The 21,493-nt window shown below is 71.5% G+C and carries 19 protein-coding genes and 1 pseudogene; 15 read left to right on the forward strand and 5 right to left on the reverse strand.

All coding sequences use genetic code 11. The features are described 5' to 3' along the window. Positions 1-19 precede the first annotated feature (19 nt). The 8 genes and pseudogenes from N8K70_RS03080 to N8K70_RS03115 all read left to right on the forward strand — a co-directional run bounded on the left by N8K70_RS03080 (position 20) and on the right by N8K70_RS03115 (position 9,229). Positions 20-1,378 (forward strand): flavin monoamine oxidase family protein, encoded by a 1,359-nt coding sequence (locus tag N8K70_RS03080; protein WP_317140149.1) that lies wholly within the window; start codon positions 20-22, stop codon positions 1,376-1,378. Further along, positions 1,375-2,250 (forward strand): universal stress protein, encoded by an 876-nt coding sequence (locus N8K70_RS03085; protein WP_317140150.1) that lies wholly within the window; start codon positions 1,375-1,377, stop codon positions 2,248-2,250. Before N8K70_RS03080 ends, N8K70_RS03085 begins: the two co-directional genes overlap by 4 nt. A gap of 3 nt (positions 2,251-2,253) precedes the next feature. Further along, positions 2,254-3,801, forward strand: a complete 1,548-nt coding sequence (locus N8K70_RS03090; RefSeq protein WP_317140151.1) for an APC family permease — start codon at positions 2,254-2,256, stop codon at positions 3,799-3,801. A gap of 40 nt (positions 3,802-3,841) precedes the next feature. Then, positions 3,842-5,308, forward strand: coding sequence for an NAD-dependent succinate-semialdehyde dehydrogenase (locus N8K70_RS03095; RefSeq protein WP_317140152.1), 1,467 nt, complete (start codon positions 3,842-3,844; stop codon positions 5,306-5,308). A 15-nt stretch (positions 5,309-5,323) separates the two neighbouring features. Further along, positions 5,324-6,685, forward strand: a complete 1,362-nt coding sequence (locus N8K70_RS03100) for an NAD-dependent succinate-semialdehyde dehydrogenase (protein WP_317140153.1) — start codon at positions 5,324-5,326, stop codon at positions 6,683-6,685. A gap of 236 nt (positions 6,686-6,921) precedes the next feature. Further along, positions 6,922-7,730 (forward strand): annotated as a pseudogene (locus N8K70_RS03105) (methyltransferase domain-containing protein). After that, positions 7,727-8,323 (forward strand): GNAT family N-acetyltransferase, encoded by a 597-nt coding sequence (locus N8K70_RS03110; protein ID WP_317140154.1) that lies wholly within the window; start codon positions 7,727-7,729, stop codon positions 8,321-8,323. Before N8K70_RS03105 ends, N8K70_RS03110 begins: the two are co-directional and overlap by 4 nt. A 111-nt stretch (positions 8,324-8,434) precedes the next feature. Continuing rightward, complete coding sequence (locus N8K70_RS03115) at positions 8,435-9,229, forward strand: sulfite exporter TauE/SafE family protein (protein WP_317141164.1); 795 nt, start codon at positions 8,435-8,437, stop codon at positions 9,227-9,229. Between the two features lie 79 nt (positions 9,230-9,308). Here N8K70_RS03115 and N8K70_RS03120 read toward each other — a convergent pair whose 3' ends face one another. After that, entirely contained in the window at positions 9,309-9,794 is a 486-nt protein-coding gene (locus N8K70_RS03120) for an FBP domain-containing protein (RefSeq protein WP_317140155.1), read from the reverse strand. Positions 9,795-10,116: 322 nt separating this feature from the next. Between N8K70_RS03120 and N8K70_RS03125 the strand changes: the two genes are divergently transcribed. The 7 genes from N8K70_RS03125 (at position 10,117) to N8K70_RS03155 (ending at position 16,675) form a co-directional block, all read left to right on the forward strand. Continuing rightward, entirely contained in the window at positions 10,117-10,575 is a 459-nt protein-coding gene (locus tag N8K70_RS03125; protein ID WP_317140156.1) for an FAS1-like dehydratase domain-containing protein, read from the forward strand. Continuing rightward, positions 10,568-10,972: a MaoC family dehydratase gene (locus N8K70_RS03130; protein ID WP_317140157.1), complete on the forward strand. Its 405-nt coding sequence runs from the start codon at positions 10,568-10,570 to the stop codon at positions 10,970-10,972. Before N8K70_RS03125 ends, N8K70_RS03130 begins: the two co-directional genes overlap by 8 nt. After that, on the forward strand, positions 10,969-12,096 hold the full coding sequence (locus N8K70_RS03135; RefSeq protein WP_317140158.1) for a UDP-N-acetylmuramate dehydrogenase: 1,128 nt from the start codon (positions 10,969-10,971) through the stop codon (positions 12,094-12,096). Before N8K70_RS03130 ends, N8K70_RS03135 begins: the two co-directional genes overlap by 4 nt. Positions 12,097-12,098: 2 nt before the next feature. Beyond that, positions 12,099-12,803 (forward strand): FadR/GntR family transcriptional regulator, encoded by a 705-nt coding sequence (locus tag N8K70_RS03140; protein ID WP_317140159.1) that lies wholly within the window; start codon positions 12,099-12,101, stop codon positions 12,801-12,803. A 99-nt stretch (positions 12,804-12,902) separates the two neighbouring features. Then, positions 12,903-14,306, forward strand: a complete 1,404-nt coding sequence (locus N8K70_RS03145; protein WP_317140160.1) for a four-carbon acid sugar kinase family protein — start codon at positions 12,903-12,905, stop codon at positions 14,304-14,306. Between the two features lie 24 nt (positions 14,307-14,330). Next, positions 14,331-15,221, forward strand: coding sequence for an NAD(P)-dependent oxidoreductase (locus N8K70_RS03150; RefSeq protein ID WP_317140161.1), 891 nt, complete (start codon positions 14,331-14,333; stop codon positions 15,219-15,221). Between the two features lie 29 nt (positions 15,222-15,250). After that, the gene (locus tag N8K70_RS03155; RefSeq protein WP_317140162.1) at positions 15,251-16,675 is read left to right on the forward strand and encodes a GntP family transporter; all 1,425 of its coding nucleotides are present in this window, start codon (positions 15,251-15,253) and stop codon (positions 16,673-16,675) included. 46 nt (positions 16,676-16,721) lie between these two features. Here the strand turns inward: N8K70_RS03155 and N8K70_RS03160 are convergent, their stop codons facing one another. From N8K70_RS03160 to aceB, 4 genes are all read right to left on the reverse strand, one after another. After that, positions 16,722-17,195: a hypothetical protein gene (locus N8K70_RS03160; RefSeq protein ID WP_317140163.1), complete on the reverse strand. Its 474-nt coding sequence runs from the start codon at positions 17,193-17,195 to the stop codon at positions 16,722-16,724. After that, a complete protein-coding gene (locus N8K70_RS17110) occupies positions 17,161-17,505 on the reverse strand; it encodes a matrixin family metalloprotease (RefSeq protein WP_394357800.1) in 345 nt (114 codons plus the stop codon). Before N8K70_RS17110 ends, N8K70_RS03160 begins: the two co-directional genes overlap by 35 nt. A gap of 920 nt (positions 17,506-18,425) precedes the next feature. Next, positions 18,426-19,625, reverse strand: a complete 1,200-nt coding sequence (locus tag N8K70_RS03165) for a pyridoxal phosphate-dependent aminotransferase (RefSeq protein ID WP_317140164.1) — start codon at positions 19,623-19,625, stop codon at positions 18,426-18,428. 204 nt (positions 19,626-19,829) lie between these two features. Further along, positions 19,830-21,488 carry a malate synthase A gene (gene aceB, locus N8K70_RS03170; RefSeq protein ID WP_317140165.1) on the reverse strand — a complete coding sequence of 553 codons (1,659 nt, stop codon included), beginning with the start codon at positions 21,486-21,488 and terminating at the stop codon, positions 19,830-19,832. Positions 21,489-21,493: the final 5 nt, after the last annotated feature.

A 21,493-nucleotide genomic window follows, 5' to 3' on the forward strand; every position in this document is an offset into this window, starting at 1 on the left:
ACCCAACGAGGGAGTCCTCATGACAGACATCACACGCGACGTCGTCGTCGTCGGCGCCGGCGCCGCCGGCACCACGGCGGCCAACGAGCTGAAGAAGGCCGGGCTCTCGGTCGCCGTGCTGGAGGCGCGCGACCGCGTCGGCGGGCGTCTCTGGACCGACGTCGTCGAGGGCGCGACGCTCGAGATCGGCGGCCAGTGGGTGTCGCCGGACCAGGACGCGCTCACGGAGACGATCGCCGAGCTCGGCCTCGAGACCTACAGCCGGTACCGCGAGGGCGAGAGCGTGTACATCGGCCCCGACGGCGAGCTCACGCGCTTCACGGGCGAGATCTTCCCCGTCGCGGCCGAGACCGAGAGGGTCATGGTCGAGCTCATCGAGAGGCTCGACCGCCTCGTCGCCGAGATCGACCCCGCCCGCCCCTGGGAGCACCCCGACGCGGAGGCGCTCGACACGATCTCGTTCGAGGCGTGGCTCGCCCGGCAGACGGACGACCGGGAGGCCCGCGACAACATCGCGCTGTTCATCGCGGGCGCGATGCTCACGAAGCCCGCCCACGCGTTCTCCGCCCTGCAGGCGCTGCACATGGCCGCGAGCGCCGGGAGCTTCTCGAACCTCGTCGACGCCGACTTCATCCTCGACCAGCGCGTCGTCGGCGGGCTGCAGCAGGTCCCGCAGCTCCTCGCGGACCGGCTCGGGGACGATGTCCACCTGAACGCCCCCGTGCGGACGCTCCGCTGGGGGGCGGGCGGCGTCGTCGCGGAGGCGGAGGGTGTCACCGTGCGCGCGAGGCACGCGATCCTCGCGCTCGCGCCCGTGCTCTACGACCGCATCTCGTTCGTTCCCGCTCTGCCGCGCAGGCAGCACCAGCTCCACCAGCACCTCTCGATGGGCTTCGTCATCAAGGTGCATGCCGTGTACGACCGCCCGTTCTGGCGCGAGCAGGGACTGTCGGGAACCGCCTTCAGCCCCTACGAGCTGTCGCACGAGGCATACGACAACACCATCCACGGCGACGAGCGGGGCACCCTCGTCGGCTTCGTCTCCGACAAGAACGCCGATGACGTGTTCGAGCTGAGCGCCGAGGAGCGCAGGGAGCGCATCCTCGAGTCGCTCTCCCACTACTACGGGCCCGAGGCGAAGAACCCCGTCGTCTACTACGAGAGCGACTGGGGCTCGGAGGAGTGGACCCGCGGCGCCTACGCGGCGAGCTTCGACCTGGGAGGCCTGCACCGCTACGGCAAGGACCAGAGCACTCCCGTCGGCCCGGTCCACTTCGCGTGCAGCGACCTCGCAGGGCTCGGATACCAGCACGTCGACGGCGCCATACGGATGGGCCGCCTCGCCGCGGCCGACATCGTCGAGCTGTCGCGGTCATGACCGCCTCGCTCGTCGTCGGCTACACGGCCACGCCGCAGGGCGCGGACGCGGTCGCTCTCGCCGGACGCATCGCCGAAGCCGCCGGAGCATTCGTCGAGGTCGTCCTCGTCGTGCCGTCCGACGGCCGCAGCGTGCTCACGCCGCCCGACGCGTCGTACGACGCGTACGTGCGCGACCAGGCACGCGACTGGCTGCGCGACGCCGCCGACATCCTGCCGTCCGGGGTGGGCCGCAACGCGCACGTGCGCACGGCCGACTCGTCCGCGGAGGGCCTCGTGGCGGCGGCGCGCGAGTTCGCCGCGTCGCACATCGTCGTGGGCGCCGCGAACGGCGGCCGCCGAGGCCGTCATCGCCTCGGCTCGGTCGCGAGCGAGCTCCTGCACTCGTCCGACGTGCCCGTGGTGCTCGCGCCGGCGGGGTCGGCGGAGGACGCCGCACCGCTCTCGCGCGTGACGGCGGCCGTCGGCACGCGCCCGGGCGCCGACGTGCTCATCGACGAGGCGGCCGCGCTCGCGACGGCGGCCGGGGTGCCGTTGCGCCTCGTCTCGCTCGTGACGGTCGACCTGCCCGCGGGCCTGGAGACGGCGGCGATCCGCGCGGTGGGCTCGTCGCACGCGGACGAGGTGCTCGACGCCGCCCGAGACCAGCTGCCGGCGGGTCTCGCCGTCGACGCCGTCGTCGCCGACGGCGAGAGCATCGAGGACGCCGTCGCCCGTCTGGACTGGCTGCCGGGGGAGGTCGTCCTCGTCGGCTCCAGCCGGCTCGCCCGTCCCCGGCTCCTGTTCCTCGGCTCCACGGCGGCGAAGATGCTGCACGAGCTGCCCGTTCCCCTGGTCGTCGTGCCCCGCACGCGGGCGTCGGGAGAGGGCTGAGCCATGTCCGAGGAGCAGCCCGTCGCCGCGTCCGACCCCGTCACCGCCGGCATCTCCCGCAAGGGGCTGAGCACGGGGGCGGTCGGCCTCCTCGGCGCCGTCGTGATCGGCATCTCCTGCATCGCGCCGGCCTACACCTTCACCGCCGCGATCGGCCCCACCACGAGCGCCGTCGGCGCCCAGGTGCCCGCGATCATCCTCGTGGGATTCATCCCGATGCTGCTCGTCGCGTTCGGCTACCGCGAGCTCAACCGCGAGATGCCCGACTCGGGCACGTCGTTCACCTGGGCGACGCGCGCCTTCGGGCCGTGGGTCGGCTGGATGGCCGGATGGGGGCTCGTCGTGGCGACGATCCTCGTGCTCTCGAACCTCGCCGGCATCGCGGTGGACTTCCTCTTCCTGTTCGTCGCGCAGGTCACGGGACAGGACTCGGCGGCGCAGCTCGCGGGCGTGACCTGGATCAACATCGTGGTCTGCCTGCTCTTCATGCTCGGGGCGACGTTCGTCTCATACCGCGACATGCAGACCACGCAGAGGCTCCAGTACGTCCTCGTGACCTTCCAGGTGCTCGTCCTGCTCGTGTTCGCGGGAACGGCCGTCGTCCAGACGCTGAGCGGCAACGCCTTCGATCCGACGCCCTTCTCGTGGTCCTGGTTCGACCCGTTCGCCGTCTCGTCCTTCAGCGCCGCGGTCGCCGGCCTGTCGCTGTCGATCTTCATCTTCTGGGGATGGGACGTCACGCTCACGATGAACGAGGAGACGAAGAACCCCGGCAAGACCCCTGGCCGCGCGGCGACCCTCACCGTCCTCGCCATCGTCACGATCTACCTGCTGCTCTCCGTCGGGCTGACGATGTTCGCGGGCACGGGGGACGGGGCGTACGGGCTGGGGAACCCCGAGATCCAGTCGAACGTCTTCGTCGCCCTCTCCGGGCAGATCATGGGGCCGCTGGCGTTCCTCGTGTCGCTCGCGGTTCTCACCAGCTCCGCGTCCTCGCTGCAGTCGACGTTCGTCTCGCCCGCGCGCACGCTGCTCGCGATGGGCCACTACGGAGCCCTGCCGCCGTCCTTCGGGAAGGTCGGCCCGCGGTTCTTCACCCCCGGCTACGCGACGATCGTCGCCTCCGTGGTGGCGTCGGCGTTCTACGCGGTGATGCGCGTCGTCAGCGAGGACGTGCTCTGGGACACGATCCTGACCCTCGGCATGATGATCTGCCTCTACTACAGCATCACCGCCTTCGCGTGCGTGTGGTACTTCCGCAGGCAGTGGCTGGACTCGGTCCGGGCCTTCTTCTTCACCTTCCTCTTCCCGCTCCTCGGCGGCGTCATCCTCGCGATCCTCTTCGCGACGACCCTCGTGGACAGCGCCGACCCGGCCTACTCTGAGAGCGGGTCGAACATCGGCGGCGTCGGTCTCGTCTTCCTCCTCGGCATGGCGATCATCGTCGTCGGCATCGTCGTGATGGTGTGGCAGGCCGTGCGCCGCCCGGCGTTCTTCCGAGGCGAGACACTCTCCCGAGACGCCCCGCCGAGTCGCCGCGCTCGCCGCTGAGCCGCGGCGACCTTCCTGAGACCGACCGAAAGGAACCGATATGACGAACGACCGCGAGAGCGCGCTGCTGGCCGCCGTGCCGACCCGTCTCTTCATCGGAGGCGAGTGGGCGGACGCGTCCGCCGGCGCGGCCTTCGACGTGCGCGACCCCTCGACGAACGAGGTGATCGCCCGCGTCGCCGACGCGTCGGCCGAGGACGGCACACGCGCGCTGGACGCCGCCGTGGCGGCGCAGGAGGAGTGGGCGGCCACGGCGCCGCGCACGCGCAGCGACATCCTGCGGCGGGCATGGGAGCTCGTGCAGGAGCGCAAGGAGGACATCGCCCTGCTCATGACGCTCGAGATGGGCAAGCCGCTCGCGGAGTCCCGAGGCGAGGTCGTGTACGGCGGCGAGTTCCTGCGCTGGTTCAGCGAGGAGGCCGTGCGCATCACGGGCCGCTACGGCCTGAACCCCGAGGGAACGGGGCGGATGGTCGTGTCGCAGCGCCCCGTGGGACCGTCGTTCTTCATCACGCCGTGGAACTTCCCCTTCGCGATGGCGACGCGCAAGATCGCCCCCGCGCTCGCGGCCGGCTGCACGGTCGTCGTCAAGCCCCCGCAGCTGACCCCGCTCACGACGCTGTTCTTCACGCAGCTGCTGGCCGAGGCGGGCGTCCCGGCCGGGGTCGTCAACGTCGTCCCCTCGGCGTCGTCGCGGCGCGTGTCGGCGCCCATCATCTCCGACCCGCGCCTGCGCAAGCTGTCGTTCACGGGCTCGACCGAGGTCGGGCGTCAGCTCATCGCGCAGGCCGCCGAGGGCGTGCTGCGCGTGTCGATGGAGCTCGGCGGCAACGCGCCGTTCGTCGTGTTCGAGGACGCCGACCTCGACAAGGCCGTGGAGGGCGCGCTGGCGGCGAAGTTCCGCAACATCGGCCAGGCGTGCACGGCGGCGAACCGCTTCATCGTGCACGCGTCGGTCGCGGAGGCGTTCGCCGCGCGGATCACCGAGCGCGTCGAGGCCATGCGCATCGGCCGCGGCACGGAGGACGGCGTCGCGATCGGCCCGCTCATCGACGAGGACGCCGTGGCGAAGGCCGACGAGCTCGTCGTCGACGCGACCGGCCGCGGCGCGACGCTGCTCACGGGCGGTGAGAAGCTCGACGGACCCGGGACGTTCTACGCACCCACGGTGCTGACGGGCGTCGCCGCGGGCAGCGCCATCCTCCGCGAGGAGATCTTCGGGCCCGTGCTCGCGATCGCGACGTTCGAGGACGAGGACGAGGCCGTCCGCCTCGCGAACGACACGGAGTACGGGCTCGTGTCGTACGTCTACACGCAGGATCTCGCGCGCGGCCACCGCATGATCGACCGGCTGGAGACGGGCATGATGGGCCTCAACGCGGGCGTCGTCTCCAACGCGGCGGCGCCGTTCGGCGGCGTGAAGCAGTCGGGCGTGGGGCGCGAAGGGGGCGTGGAGGGCATCCACGAGTACCTCTCCACGAAGTACACGCTCATCCCGAACGACTGATCGCAGGAGGAAGCCATGAGCGACTACGCCGTCGTCGATCCCGCCACGGGGGAGACCGTCGCCGAGTACGACACGTTCACCGACGCGCAGATCGACGAGGCGGTCGCCCGCGCCGCCTCCGGCTTCGCGGCCTGGTCGGCGCTGCCCGCCGACGAGCGGGCCGCGGGCCTCCGGCGCGTCGCCGCGCTGCACCGCGAACGGCGCGAGTCGCTCGCGTCGACGATCGTCCGCGAGATGGGGAAGCCGTTCGCGGCGGCGCTCGGGGAGGTCGACTTCTCGGCCGACATCATCGAGTACTACGCCGACAACGCCGGCGTCGTCACGGCCGACCAGCCGCTCGACATCCTCGGAGAGGGCACGGCCGTCATCCGCCGGTCGCCCCTGGGCGTCCTGCTCGGCATCATGCCGTGGAACTTCCCGGCCTACCAGGTCGCGCGGTTCGCCGCCCCCAACCTCGCGAACGGCAACGCGATCGTCCTCAAGCACGCACCGCAGTGCCCCGAGTCGGCCGCGGCGCTCGAAGAGATCTTCCGCGACGCGGGGCTGCCCGACGGCGCCTACGTCAACGTCTACGCGACGAACGAGCAGTCGGCGGCGATCATCGCCGACCCGCGCGTGCAGGGCGTGTCGGTGACGGGCTCCGAACGCGCGGGGTCGGCCGTCGCGGCGCTCGCGGGCCAGCACCTGAAGAAGGTGGCGCTCGAGCTCGGCGGCTCCGACCCGTTCATCGTGCTGTCCGCCGACGACCTCGACGCGGTCGTGCGGGCGGCCGTCGACGCCCGGCTCGACAACAACGGCCAGGCGTGCAACGGCGCCAAGCGGTTCATCGTCGTGGACGGTCTGTACGAGGAGTTCCTGGCGAGGTTCGCGAGCGCGATGGGCGCGGCGAAGGTCGGCCATCCGCTGGACGAGGACACCGTGCTCGGACCGCTGTCCTCGCTCGCGGCCGCCGAGCGGCTCCAGGCGCAGATCGACCGCGCCGTCGAGCAGGGAGCGACCCTCGTCGTGGGCGGACAGCGGTCCGGGGCGTACTTCCCCGGCACCGTGCTGACGGACGTCACACCCGAGATGGACGTCTACCGCGAGGAGCTCTTCGGCCCCGCGGGCGTCGTCCACCGCGTCGCCGACGAGGAGGAGGCCGTCCGCCTCGCGAACGACACGCCGTTCGGTCTGGGCTCGTACGTCTTCACGACCGATGCCGAGCAGGCCCAGCGCGTGGCCGATCGCCTCGAGGCGGGGATGGTCTACGTCAACGTCGTGCTCGCCGACAGTCCCGAGCTGCCCTTCGGCGGCGTCAAGCGCAGCGGCACGTCGCGCGAGCTGGGCCTGCTCGCCGCGGACGAGTTCGTGAACAAGAAGCTCATCCGCGTCGGCTGAGCCGGATGAGCGGCTCCTCCCCCGGGAGGGACCGCCTCGCCCGACGGGCGACGTGCCCCCGGTGCGAGGCGCCGATAGCGTTGACGCATGATCGATGCGACCGTGCGACCCGGCGCCGCGGAGTCGCGACGTCCGTCTCGCCCTTCGGCGGCCACACGGAGACGGACGGCACCCCGGTGCGGCGAGGTCCTCCACCGTGCGCTCATCCGGGATCTCGCGGGAGAGGACGCGGCGCGATGACGCGATACACGCACGGACACGAGCAGAGCACGCTGGCGTCGCACGGCACACGCACGGCGGCGAGCTCGGCTGCCTATCTGCTGCCGCTGCTCGAGCCGGGGATGACGGTGCTCGACGTCGGCTGCGGCCCGGGATCGATCACGCTCGATCTCGCCGAAGCCGTCGCCCCGGGTGCCGTCACGGGGCTCGAACGGGTCGAGGCCCCCTCGAGACGGCGCGTGCCGCGGCGGCCGGGCGCGGCGACACGACGACGCGCTTCGTCGTCGGCGACGCGATGAGCCTGCCGTTCGGCGACGACTCCTTCGACGTCGTGCACGCCCATCAGGTGCTGCAGCACCTGGGCGACCCCGTCGCGGCGCTGCGCGAGATGGCGCGGGTGTGCCGCCCCGGCGGCGTCGTCGCGGCACGCGACGCGGACTACGCGGCCATGACCTGGCATCCGGCCTCGCCCGAGCTCGACCTGTGGCGGGACACGTACCGCGCCGCCGCGCGAGCGAACGGCGGCGAGCCGGATGCGGGGCGGCGCCTGCGTGAGTGGGCGCTCGCCGCGGGACTCTCCGACATCCGCCTCACGGCGTCCGTCTGGACCTACGCCGACGCAGAGTCGACGCGCTGGTGGGGCGAGAGCCAGGCCGACCGGATCTCCGGCGAGGTCTTCGCCGAGCAGGCCGCGGGCCAGGGAGCCGACCGTGACCGCGTCGCGTGGATCGCCGACGGGTGGCGGCGCTGGGGGAGCGAGCCGGACGCCTGGTTCGCGATGCTGCACAGGGAGCTCGTCGCGCGGCCGCCACGAGGCTCGTCGTGACGTCGGTCATCCGTCCGTACCGCCCGGCCGACCGCGCCGCGCTCGGCGACGTCTGCGTGCGGACGGCCGACGCCGGCGGCGACGCGACGGGGCTGCTGAGCGACGACGGGCTCTGGCCCGCGCTGTTCTTCTTCCCGTACGCCGATCGCCATCCCGACCTTGCCTTCACGGTCGAGACGGACGGCCGCGCCGCGGGCTACCTCGTGTGCGCGCCCGACACCGTCGCGTTCGAGACGTGGTTCCTCGACGAGTGGTGGCCGGCGCACGCGGAGCGGTTCCCGCACCCCGGCGATGCGACGGGGCGCGAGGCGGATCTGCTGCGCTACGCATCCGGGCGCGGGCGCGAGACGCCGCCGTACGTGGCCGGCCATCCGGCGCATCTCCACATCGACCTGCTGCCCGGAGCGCAGGGCCAGGGCGTCGGGCGCCGCCTCATCGGCCTGCTGCAGGACGCGCTGCGCGAGCGCGGCGTGCCCGGAGTGCACCTCGGCGCCGATCCGGCGAACGCCGGGGCGCTCGTCTTCTACGAGCGGCTCGGCTTCACGCGGCTGCCCGGCGAGGGCTCGGCCGTCTTCGTGCGCTCGCTGCGGTAGGGCGGTCATCGCGCGACGTACGGCGTTGGTAGCGTTGACGGGTTGACCACGGCTGACTTGGAGGCGATCGATGGCGTCGATGTGCGGAGACCTCGCGAACGGCGCGGCGTCGTGACCGAGGTGCGGCGGCGCGGCCCGAGGGCGATCGTCTCCTTCGTGCTCATCGGAGCGCTCGCCGGGTTCCTCTCGGGTCTGTTCGGCGTCGGAGGCGGCACGGTCATCGTCCCGCTGCTCGTGCTGCTCGTCGGGTTCTCGCAGCGCTTCGGGGCGGGGACGTCGTCGGCGGCCATCCTGCCGACCGCCGCGGTCGGCGTCGTCTCCTACGCGACGCAGGGGCAGGTCGACTGGATCGCCGGGCTCCTCATCGCGGCGGGGGCGGTGGTGGGCGCGCAGATCGGCGTGCGGCTGCTGCACATCCTCTCGGAGACCGTGCTGCGCTGGATCTTCGTGGGCTTCCTCGTCGTCGTCATCGTGAGCCTGTTCCTCATCGTCCCCTCGCGCGACGCCATGCTCGTGATCGACGGGCTCAACGGCACCGCGCTCGTGCTGCTCGGCCTCCTCACGGGCATCCTCTCGGGGCTCATCGGCGTCGGCGGCGGCATCGTCGTCGTCCCCGTGCTCATGCTGCTGTTCGGGGTGAGCGATCTCGTGGCGAAGGGGACGTCGCTGCTCATGATGATCCCGACCTCGATCTCGGGCACCGTCGCGAACTTCCGCAAGCGCAACGTCGACTTCGTCGCGGCCGGCTGCGTCGGTCTCGCCGCCTGCGCGATGACGCCGCTCGGAGCGTGGGTCGCGCACCTCGTCGACCCCCAGCTCGGCAACGTCCTCTTCGCCGTGTTCCTGCTGATCATCGCGGCGCAGATGGCGCAGAAGGCGATCACGGCCGCCCGCACGTCGGCCTGAGCATCCGCCCGCCTGCCGACACTCCAGTTCGCCAGCGGGCGCGGGCCGGATGGCAGTGCGGATGGCGCCGCCGGGGGCGTCAGGCGCCGAGCCCGTGGACGAACGACCGCACGTGCGCGCGCAGACGCTGGATGCGCTCCTCGCGCGCGGCCTCGCGGTCGTATCCCTCGTAGGCGAGCGGCGGGAGCCTCCGCACATTCGCGTTGCAGCCGAAGTTCGCGCAGACGAGCGTGCCGATCGTGTCGCCCTTGCGCCCGGCGGCCCCCGCCTTGCGTGCGGAGAAGAACTGCACGTCGTTGGCGAGCGTCACGTCTTCGCACCACGAGCACTGAGCGCGCGTGAGCGTGCGCTGCTCCGCCTGACGCAGCAGCACGCCGACGGGTCCGCCGGCGATCTCGGCGACGACGTACGCGCGTCGCGGCAGCTTCGGGTCGGCCCAGCCGAGGAAGTCGAGGCGCGTGAAGTCGCGGTCGGCGACGTCGGCGGGAAGGGAGAGGTCGGAGGCCTCCTTGCGGGAGGCGTTGAGGAACGATGCGCGGATGTCGCGCTCGGCGAACGGTGTCATGTCGGTCTTTCGTGGGCGTGCTCACGACTCGCGAGCATCCGGACCCGCCGTGAGAACGCGTGCGGCACGTGCATCCTCGCGGGCATGACGGATCGTCGCGGAAGGAGCGATACGGATGAGGGAAGCGGCGCGCGGACGGCGCGCGGGATCGAGCGGCTCGCGGCGGCGAGCGCGTTCAGCCTCTGACGCCGGCGCAGGAAGCGCCGGCGACCTCCTCACGCGTGCGGGGCACGCTCATCGCGATGGACACGCCCCCGAGTCTACGCATGTCGACGCCGTCGGGGACGAGCACGTCCGCAGCCCCGCTCGTTAGGATGGCCGGGTGCCCGTGAACCCCGAACTCGTCGGACGGCAGTTCCCTCCGACGCCCGCGTACCTGGTCGGTCGCGAGAAGGTGCGCGAGTTCGCGCGCGCCGTCTTCGCCGACGCCCCGCAGCACAGCGACCCGGAGGCCGCCCGCGCACTGGGCTACGCCGACGTCGTGGCGCCGCCGACCTTCGCGATGGTCGTGCAGGACCACACGCTGCAGCAGCTCCTCCACGAGCCCGGCAGCGGCATCGCCCTCGAGCGGACGATCCACGCCGAGCAGCGCTTCCGCTACACCCGGCCCATCGTGGCGGGCGACGAGCTCACCGCGACGCTCACGGTCACGGGCATCCGCACGGTCGGCGCGAACGCCATGATCACGAGCGACGCCGAGATCGCCGACGCCGCGGGGGAGCACGTCGTCACCGCGACGAGCGTGCTGCTCGTCGGCGGAGAGGGGGACGAGGATGCCTGAGCTGACCGTCGGAGACGTCGTCGCCGAGCGCACCGTCCACCTCACGCGCGAGTCGCTCGTGCGGTACGCCGGCGCATCCGGCGACTTCAATCCCATCCACTACCGCGACGACGTCGCGACGTCCGTGGGGCTCCCCGGCGTCCTCGCGCACGGCATGCTCACGATGGGCCTCGCCGTGGGCACGATCGCCGAGTGGCTCGGAGACGCCGGCCGCATCCTCGAGTACGGCGTGCGCTTCACGCGTCCGGTCGTCGTCGATCCCGAGACGGGCGCCGACGTGTCGGTGTCGGCGAAGATCGGCCAGCTCGACGACGACACCGCGCGCGTCGACCTCACCGTGAAGCACGCCGACACGACCGTGCTCGGCAAGGCGCAGGTGCGCGTCCGCCTCGCATGACCGCCATCCCGCTGTCGCAGCTCACCACGCTGCGCGTCGGCGCCGCCCCCGAGCGGATGGTCGACGCGCACACCCGCGAGGAGCTCGTCGCAGCCCTCTGGGATGTATGGGCGGACGGCGGCGAGTGGATGGTCCTCGGCGGCGGGTCGAACCTGCTCGTGGGGGACGACCCGTTCCCCGGCACGGTCGTCCGCATCCTGACCCGCGGCGTCGAGATCGCCGGCGGCGCACGCGAGGGCTTCGTGCGCGTGCGCGTCGAGGCCGGGCAGAACTGGGACGAGCTCGTCGCCTGGTCGGTCTCGCAGGGGCTCGCGGGCATCGAGGCGATGTCGGGCATCCCCGGCACGGCCGGGGCGGCGCCCATCCAGAACGTCGGCGCCTACGGGCAGGAGATCGTGCAGACGCTCGTCGAGGTGGACCTCGTCGACGAGCGCACGGGCGAGGTGTCGGCCGTCCCGGCCGGCGACCTCGGGCTCGGGCCGCGCACATCCGTGCTCAAGCGCCACGGCGGCGGCGCGCCCGAGCGGGAGGCCGTCGTCCTCTCGCTCACCCTCGAGCTCGAGCGGGTCGGGACGGGGGAGCGTCCCCTGCACGACGCGCGGCTCCGCACCGCGATCGGCCTGCCCGACGGCGCCGAGATCTCCCTCGCGGGGATCCGCGACCGGGTCCTCGCCATCCGCGCGTCGAAGGGCATGGTCCTCGACGGCCCCGATCCCGATACGCACAGCGCCGGGTCGTTCTTCCAGAACCCGATCCTGCCGGAGTCGGTCGCGCGGACGCTCCCCGACGACTGCCCGCGCTGGGCCGTCGAGCCCGACCTCGACCCCGTCGTCGTCATCCCGCTCGAGTCGTACGACGGGGCCCTGCCGCCCGTCGTCTCGTCGCGCGTCGACGTCAAGGTGCCGGCGGCCTGGCTCATCGAGCACGCCGGCGTCTCGAAGGGCTTCCGGCTGCCGCACTCGCGCGCGGGCGTCTCGACCAAGCACGCGCTCGCCCTCACCAACCGCGGTGGCGCGACCGGCGGCGAGGTCGCCGAGCTCGCCCGGTTCATCCAGAGCCGCGTCGCCGCCGAGTTCGGCATCGTGCTGCAGCCCGAGCCCGTGCTCGTGGGCGTCGAGCTGTAGCGATGGCCGAGCGCGTCACGCGGACGCAGGCGGTCGTCGACGGCCTGCTCGACGCGATCATCGCCGGGCGTCTCGTCGCGGGGGAGCCGCTGCCGCCTGAGGCCGATCTCGCCGCGGAGCTCGAGGTGTCCCGCCTGACGCTGCGCGAGGGCGTCCGTCTGCTGCAGGCGCAGGGCGTCATCGTGCCGGTGCCGGGGAGCAGGCACCGGATCGCGCCGACGGCGGAGTGGACGGGTCTCGACGCCGTCGTGCGGCACGCCCGCAGCGCGGACGCACGGGAGCGCTCCTCGCTCGAGATGCTCGAGATGCGCGTGATGTTCGAGACGGGCGCGGCCGAGCTCGCCGCGACGCGTCGAGAGGACGACGACGTCGTCGAGCTCGGAGCCTCGCTGGAGCGGATGCGCGGGGCGCACGCGCGGGGGGACGTCGCGGTGTTCGTGGAGGCGGACCTCGCGTTCCACGACGTCATCATCCGCGCGGCGGACAACCGCATCCTCGTCGCCTCCATGCGGCCGCTGACCTCGATGCTCGAGGCCACGCGGAGCGAGACGAGCGCCGTCCCCCAGATCCGCGCGCACGCGCTGGCCGAGCACGCGTCCATCCTCGCGGCGATGGCGGAGGGGTCCGCGGAGGCGGCACGCGAGGCGATGGCGAGCCATATGCGGCAGACGCGCGACGACCTCCTCACCTACGTGCACGGACGCTGACGGATTTTGCGGTGCGCGGCATCCTCCGCTAGCTTCGATATCTGATATCGGATTTCCCGTCACCCCGACCCGTCACACCCCAGGAACAAAGGAGTTCGCGTGCACGTCGACGCTCTGCTGGCCCCCCTTCCCGCTCCCGTCGAGGTCACCGCGGCCGACGTGAGCGCGGAGGTCAACGAGGCGAGCCTCGTGGTCGTCCTCGACGACGACCCGACGGGGACGCAGTCGGTCGCGCACCTGCCCGTGCTGACCCGCTGGGAGCGCGAGGACCTCGACGGCGCGATCGCCACGGGCGCCCCGGCCGTGTACGTGCTCACGAACACGCGATCGCTCGACGAGGAGACCGCCGCGCGGCGAGGCCGGGAGGTCGTCGCCGCGGCGCTCGCGGCGGCCCGCTCCGTCGGCAGGCACGTGACGTTCGTCTCGCGCGGAGACTCGACCCTGCGCGGGCACTTCCCGCTCGAGACGGATGTGCTCGCCGCCGAGATCGTCGCCCACGGGGGGCGTGAGCCGGCCCTGACGCTGCTCGTCCCCGCCTTCCCCGACGCCGGGCGCATCACGGTCGACGCGGTGCACTACTGGGTCGTCGACGGCGAGGCCACGCCCGTCGGCGAGACCGCCTTCGCGGAGGACGCGACGTTCGGGTTCTCCTCCTCCGACCTGCGCGACTGGGTCGAGGAGAAGACCGCGGGGCGCATCCTCGCGGCCGACGTCGCCGCCCTCACGATCGACGTCATCCGCTCGGGGGCCCTGGCCGTCGAGGAGTTCCTCCGCGCGCTCACCCCGGGCACGGTCGTCGCCGTCGACGTCGTCGAGGAGACCGACATGCGCGTCGTGGCCCTCGCCGTCCACCGCCTGCGCGATCGCGACGTGCTGCTCCGCGTCGGCCCGCCGTATGTGCGCGCGCACATCGGGCAGGCGATCGCCGAGCCCGTGCGCGCCGCGGACATCCCCTTCGCCCACGACCGCGGCGGGCTCATCGTCGTCGGCAGCCACGTCCCCCTCACGACCGCCCAGCTCGACGAGCTGCGGCGCGCTCGCCCCGAGACCGCGACGATCGAGCTCGACGTGCGGAGCCTCATCGACGACCGGCGGGATGCCCATCTCGACGCGCAGGCTTCCGCCGTCGCGAGGGCGCTCGCCGACGGCAGCGTCGTCGTCCACACCACGCGCGAGCTCGTGACGGGGGCGGACGGCGAGGAGAGCCTCGACATCGCGCGCCGCGTCTCGGGCGGCGTCGTCGAGCTCGTGCGCCGCGTGCTCGCGATCGCCCCGCCGAGGTTCGTCATCGCCAAGGGCGGGATCACGTCGAGCGACGTCGCGAGCGAGGCCCTCGAGATCCGCCGTGCGACCGTGCTCGGCCCCCTGCTCCCCGGCATCGTGTCGCTGTGGCAGCCCGAGACCGGCCCCGCCGTCGGCATCCCGTATGTCGTCTTCGCCGGCAACGTCGGCGACACCGACTCGCTCGCGAAGGTCGTCGCGACCCTCGCCGACGCGCGCTGAACCCCTCCCACAGATAGGAAAGTCATGACATCCACCGTCGCTGTCATCGGTCTCGGAGCCATGGGGCTCCCGATGGCCACCCGGCTCGCCCAGCGCTTCGACGTGCGCGGCTTCGACATCGCCCCCGAGCGCGTGGCGCTCGCGGCCGGGAACGGCGTGGCCGCTTCCCCCTCTGCCGCCGACGCGGTCTCCGGCGCCGACGCCGTGCTCGTCGCCGTGCGCACGGGCGGCCAGCTCCACGACCTCCTCTTCGGCGACGCCGGACTCGCGCCGCACCTCGCGGACGGATCCGTCGTCATCCTGACGAGCACCGTGGGGACCGAGGGGATCGGCGACATCGCCGCTCGTCTCGCGGAGCAGGGCGCCCACCTCGTCGACGCCCCCCTGTCGGGCGGCCCCGTCCGCGCGGGCGAGGGCGATCTGCTGATCGTCGTGGGCGCCGCGCCGAGCGCATTGGAGACCGCCCGCCCCGTCCTCGACCAGCTCGCGTCGACGCTCTCGATCGTCGGCGAGAAGCCGGGAGACGGTCAGGCGCTCAAGACCGTCAACCAGCTGCTGTGCGGCGTCCACATCGCCGCGGCCGCCGAGGCGCTCGCGCTGGCCGACGCCCTGGGGCTCGACCGCGAGAAGACGCTGGAGGCGCTGACGGCGGGAGCGGCGAGCTCGTTCATGCTCGGCAACCGCGGCCCGCGCGCCCTGCAGGCGTACGACGAGGAGGGCGCCGAGGTGCTCAGCCGCCTCGACATCTTCGTGAAGGACCTCGGCATCGTGGGCGACGCGGCCCGTCGGGCGCACCTCTCGACGCCCGTGGCGGCCGCGGCGGAGCAGCTGTTCCTCCTCGGCGAGGCGCAGGGGCTCGGAGCCCGCGACGACTCCGCCGTCATTCGCGTCGTCGCCCCCGAGCGCCGCTCCTAGCGCGCCCCCGACCTGAAAGAAGAGATCCAGTGACGCTTCCTCTTCCCGCCCTCATCCTCATCGGGCTCGCCGGCATCGGGCTGCTGCTCCTGCTCATCATCCGGTTCAAGATGCAGGCCTTCTACGCCCTCCTGCTCGTCTCGGTCGCCGTCGGCCTCGCCGCAGGTCTCCCGATGACGACCATTCCCGCGACCGAGGACACGCCCGAACGCCTCGGCGTCGTCCAGGCGATCATCGCCGGCGCCGGGGGGACGCTCGGCTCCGTGGCCCTGCTCGTGGCGCTCGGGTCGATGCTCGGCAAGATCATCGAGCTCTCCGGCGGCGCAGAGGCGCTCGCGGGGAAGTTCACCGGATGGCTCGGGCCGCGCCGGGTCGGGCTCGCGCTCGTGATCGCCGCGGGCATCCTCGCCATCCCCGTCTTCTTCGACGCGGGGTTCATCATCCTCGTGCCGATCATCTACGCCTTCTCGAAGCTCGCGGGCCTGAACCCGGTGAGGTTCGGCCTGCCCGTGGCCGGCATCATGCTCGCCGTGCACGTGGCCGTGCCGCCGCACCCCGGCATCGTCGGAGGATCGGGCATCCTCGGCGCCGACATCGGCTGGGTCATGATCTTCTCGCTCCTCATCTCGATCCCCCTCGCCGCGGTGTCGTACGCCGTGTCGGCCCGGCTCAACAAGCGGGAGTTCGCGATGCTCGACGCGACGAGGGAGATGTTCGCGAGCTTCGGGACCGACGAGGCCTCCGCGAACGCCGGGCTCCGCGACGGCGAGAGGGCCCCGAGCGGATGGACCGTGCTCGGCATCATCCTCCTGCCGCTCGCGCTCATCATGCTCGGCACGGCCGTGGCGCCCCTGTTCGAACCCGGCACGTTCTGGCACGGCTTCCTCGCCATGATCGGCCAGCCGATCTTCGCGCTGATGGTCGCGATCCTCGCGGCGATGTTCGCCCTCGGCGTCCGCCGCGGATGGTCGGCCGCGAAGCTCGGCGAGGTGCTGGAGGCGTCGCTGCCGGGCACCGCCGTGATCATCCTCGTCACCGGCGCGGGCGCCGCGTTCGGCCGCGTGCTCACCGAGACCGGCATCGGCGGCGCCGTCGCCGAGGTGCTCGCGGCGAGCGGGATGCCGCTCCTGCTCGCGGCGTTCCTCATCTCGCTCATCATGCGCGCCGCGCAGGGATCGGCGACGGTCGCGATCGCCACGACGGCCGGACTCATGCTGCCGTCCGTGGCTGTCCTCGGCCTCGGGCCCGTCCACACGGCGCTCGTCGCCGTCGCGATCGGCTACGGCAGCCTCGGCCTCAGCCACGTGAACGACTCGGGCTTCTGGGTCGTGACGCGATACCTCGGCCTCTCCGTCAAGGACGGCCTGCGCACATGGACGGTGCTCACGACCGTCCTTGGCGTCGCCGGGTTCCTCCTCACCTGGCTGCTGTACGCCGTGATCCCGATGGGCTGACCCGGGGGCTCGTCGGCGCGGGTGGATCCTCCCGGGAGGGCGGACGTCACCCAGCGGTGAGGTCGACGTCGATGCGTCTCCGGTAGTCGGGAACGGTGAGGACGAGCGACGCGGGTCCTGCGGTGAACTCCGGCGGGACGTCGAGCGTCAGGCTGAACGCGCCCGACTCGTCGATCTCCGCCAGAACGGGCTCTGAGGTGCGTGTCTCCTGCCTCCAGACGATGTCGACGTCCGTCCAGGGGACTGCTGTTGGTCCATCGTTGGTGTCGTTGCACGCGAGCCATCCTTCGCCCGAGAGCTCGACGGCGTTGTCGGAGATCGTGACCGTGATGCTGTCGGCTTCCGGCACCTCGACGGAGTCGATGAGGACGAACGGTGCGGCGCAGGCGACGTCGTCGGACGCGGTCGTGTCAGGAGACGGCTCGGTCGTCGCCGAGCAGCCTGCCGCGGCGAGGACGAGTGCGGCTGCCGCTGCCGCCGCAAGCCTAGTCGCGGTGCTGTGAATAGATCGCTGTGACATCTCCCGCTCCCAAACGTCGTGCAGCGGAGTTGCATGGGGAAGTGGCCGTGCTCATGGTGAGGTCGTTAAGACCACGCTCGCCCGCGTGGCCGAGTGAAAGGAAGTGGCCGAGTTCATGAGTGACCACTGAGCGGAGATCGTACGAGCCTGAGCACCCGGAGGAGATTGTTGTCACCCACGAGCGACTTGAGTTGTCGATTCGGATATCCTTATTGAGCGGACGTCCGTCGGAAGTGCGAGTCCAGGTGCAAGTCTTTCCAAGAATTGTGGAGGGGAGAGGGCTGAAATTTCGTCGCGTATGCGTAGTCACTGCACCTTGAATATCCAGCGACGGCGTTGGGTTCGAGTGCCGGCGGCTCTTCCGAGTTTACGGGCGAACCATAGAAGATCTCCGGTTCTATCGTGGAGACGTTTACGGTGCCATCTTCCGTCACTTCGACTTGCAGATAGGTCCCATCTGTCTCTCCGAGAGTCGTCGCGGTCGCGGTGAAGGACTCGGATGTCACGGTGATACCGGGTTCGGGGATGAGCACTCCTTGCCCATCCACCTCGACGGCGTAGCCTTCCACGTCGCAGGTGGAAAGATTCAACCCGTCGGCGTCTTCCGGGGTGAGCGGGCCCGAAGGCGCACCCTCGGCAGGGCAGCCGGGGACATCGCTTGGGATAGTGGCGTACGCGGGCGCTGCGAGCGTAACGCTCATGAGGCCGCCGACAACGCTCCACAAAACTTTTCGACGCATGGATGCCCCGCTTTTATCTGAACACCTGTAAGCTATCAGCGGTCTCATAGAAGTAGGGATCGATTGTGTAACGATTTGTGCTCTCCGCAAGGTCTGTGACCGCGCAGCGCTCGCTCGTTGGCATGACGTTGACCGTATCGGGAGCCAAGCGTTGTTCGGATCAGGCACTCACCGATATTGAGCTGCCTGTGCCCTCTGGAATCCAGGAGCGCCTGCGTGAGCCGTGTCGAATCGCGGCCAAGGGTCGCTTCGCGTGCTCATCGGGGGATGGTGAGCATTTTTCGGCTGTGCGTGGTGCACGGACTGGCGGGCAGAGACCTTGACGAGGATGTGCGACTCTTCCGTCGATCGTTCATCTCGATCCGCCCGCAGCCTCCGATGAAGATCTACATTTCTCCTAGCGAGACTCATCTGTTCGTCGGGCGTGAACGTGGGCTCGGCCGGTGCACCGATCCGGGGTGACCGCATCCAGGAGCGATCTCACCGTCCGCTACGCGAAGAGCTCCTGCAGACGGTGGATGCCCTCGACGAGCTGGTCGTCGGCGAGCGCGTAGGACAGGCGCAGATAGCCGCTCGGGCCGAAGGCCTCGCCGGGGACGACGGCGACCTCGGCCTCGTCGAGGATGAGGTCGGCGAGCTCGAGCGTCGTCTCGACGCGGCGGCCCTTCCACTCGCGGCCGAGGAGACCGTGCACGTCCGGGTAGGCGTAGAACGCGCCCAGCGGGTTCGGCACGGTGACGCCGTCGATCTTCGCGAGCTCGTCGACGATGAGGCGGCGGCGGCGGTCGAAGGCGGCGCGGAACGCCTCGGCCTCCGTCTGCGGGCCGCTGAGCGCCGCGGCGGCCGCGCGCTGTGCGACGTTGTTGACGTTGCTCGTGAGGTGCGACTGCAGGTTGGCGACGAGCTTCACGGCGTCGGACGGCCCGACGAGCCAGCCCACGCGCCATCCCGTCATCGCGTAGGTCTTCGCGACGCCGTTGAGGAGCAGCGTCTGCTCCGCGAGCTCGGGCACGGCCTCGACGATCGAGACGGCCCTGGCGCCCTCGTAGACGAGGTTCTGGTAGATCTCGTCGGTGAGAACCCAGATGCCGTACTCGAGGGCCCAGCGGCCGATGGCCTCGGTCTCCTCCGGCGTGTACACCGACCCCGTCGGGTTCGACGGCGAGACGAAGACGAGTACGGTCGTCCTGTCGGTCCGTGCGGCCTCCAACTGCTCGACCGTGACCTTGTAGTCCTGGTCCGCACCCGCGAACACCTCGACGGGCACGCCGTCGGCGAGGCGGATGGCCTCGGGGTACGTCGTCCAGTACGGCGCGGGGAGGAGGACCTCGTCGCCGGGGTTCACGACCGCCTGGAACGCCTGGTAGACGGCCTGCTTGCCGCCGTTGGTCACGACGATCCGCGACGGGGAGACGTCGAGGCCGGAGTCGCGCAGCGTCTTCGCGGCGATCGCCTCGCGCAGCGGCAGGAGCCCGGCTCCCGGCGTGTACCGGAAGTTCGCGGGGTCGTTCAGCGCCTCGGCGGCGGCGTCGACGACGAACTGCGGGGTCGCGAAGTCGGGCTCGCCCGCCGCATAGGAGATGACGGGTTTGCCCTCGGCCTTCAGCGCTTTGGCCTTCGCATCGACCTTCAGGGTCGCGGACTCGGCGATGGCGGAGAGCTTGCGTGAGAGGGGAGCGCGGTCGGTCACGCCTCCAGCGTAGTCGGCGGCCCGGTCGGAGCGACGCGGACGCGACGTGTGCGCAACGCAGGAGATCTGCGCGGGGAGCAGCGACGAGAGCCCGGGATCCCGGGCCTCCGGCCGACCGGAGCGGCGAGAAGTCCTGCGTCGTGCTCGGGCGACGCGGAGGGCACCCGGCCGGATCGCCGGGTGCCCTCCGCGTCTCGAGTCCGCTCAGGCCGGCTCGACCAGGTGGTCGGCGTAGGCCTTCGTCGTGAGGAAGGCCCGGAACGTGGGGCTCAGCGCCACGTCGCGGAAGACCTCGGCGGCCTCGTCGAAGCGGTCGCCCTCGGAGCGCTCGACCTCGCCGAGAACCCGGTCGACGAGCGCCGACACGTGCTCGCGCGTGATCTCCGTCCCCTGCTCGGTCACCTGCTCCTGCCGGATCCACTGCCAGATCTGCGAGCGGGAGATCTCGGCGGTCGCCGCATCCTCCATGAGGCCGTCGATCGCCACGGCGCCCTGGCCGCGCAGCCACGCCTCGATGTACCGGATGGCGACGGACACGTTCCCGTGCACGCCCTCGTCGGTGATGGGCCGTCCGATCCAGAGGTTCAGCAGGTGGCGCTTGTAGACCTTCACGTCGTCGCGCTGCCGGTCGAGCTGGTTCGGCCTGTCGCCCAGGACGGCGTCGAACTCGGCCTGCGCGATGGGGATGAGGTCGGGGTGCGCGACCCATGTGCCGTCGAAGCCGTCGGCGGCCTCGCGCTTCTTGTCGGCCGCGACCTTCTCCATCGCGCGGGCGTTCACCTCCGGCTCCTTGCGGCTCGGGATGAAGGCGCTCATGCCGCCGATGGCATACGCGCCCCGCTTGTGGCAGGTCTTCACGAGCAGCTCGGTGTACGCCCGCATGAAGTCGACGGTCATCGTCACCTCGTTGCGGTCGGGCAGGACGAAGCGCGACCCGCGCCCGCGGTAGGTCTTGATGATCGAGAAGATGTAGTCCCACCGCCCGGCGTTGAGGCCCGCGCAGTGGTCGCGCAGCTCGTAGAGGATCTCCTCCATCTCGAACGCCGCGGGCAGCGTCTCGATGAGGACCGTGGCGCGGATGGTGCCGTGCGGGATCCCGCTGTACTGCTCGGAGAAGGAGAAGACCTGATCCCACAGCCGCGCCTCCTCCGACGACTCGATCTTGGGCAGGTAGAAGTACGGACCCGCCCCGCGGGCGATGAGCTCGCCGGCGTTGTGGAAGAAGTACAGCCCGAAGTCGACGAGCGATCCCGACGCCGCCATCGTCCTCCCGTGCCGGTCGGTGAAGCGCAGGTGGTGCTCCTCCAGATGCCAGCCGCGCGGCCGCATCACGATCGTCGGCGTCCGCTCGGCCGTCACCTCGTACCGCTTGCCCTCGGGCGTCGTGAACGAGAGCTCCCCGCGGATGGCGTCGCGCAGCGACAGCTGCCCGCCGATGACGTTGCGCCAGGTCGGGCTCGTGGCGTCCTCCTGGTCGGCGAGCCAGACGCGCGCCCCCGAGTTGAGGGCGTTGATCGTCATGCGCGGGTCGGTCGGGCCCGTGATCTCGACGCGGCGGTCCTCGAGCCCGGGGCCCGCGCCGGCGACGCGCCAGGAGGCGTCCTCTCGGATGCGCGCCGTGTCCTCGCGGAAGCGCGGATCCCGGCCGATGCCGATCTCGTAGCCGCGGCGCATCCTGTCGGCCAGGCGGTCGTACCGCGCCCCGGCGAACAGCTCGTGCAGCTGGGCGAGGAAGGCGAGTGCCTCGGGCGTGAGGATCTGCTCGTAGCGTTCGTGGAGCGGACCTGCGACCTCGATCGCGGGGAACGTGCGCTCTGAGGCGCGCGGATCGGGTGTCGGCGGTGCGATGTCGGTGATGGTCATGATGT

It is taken from the genome of Microbacterium sp. AB, from assembly GCF_032878875.1.
Classification (GTDB): Bacteria; Actinomycetota; Actinomycetes; order Actinomycetales; family Microbacteriaceae; genus Microbacterium; species Microbacterium betulae.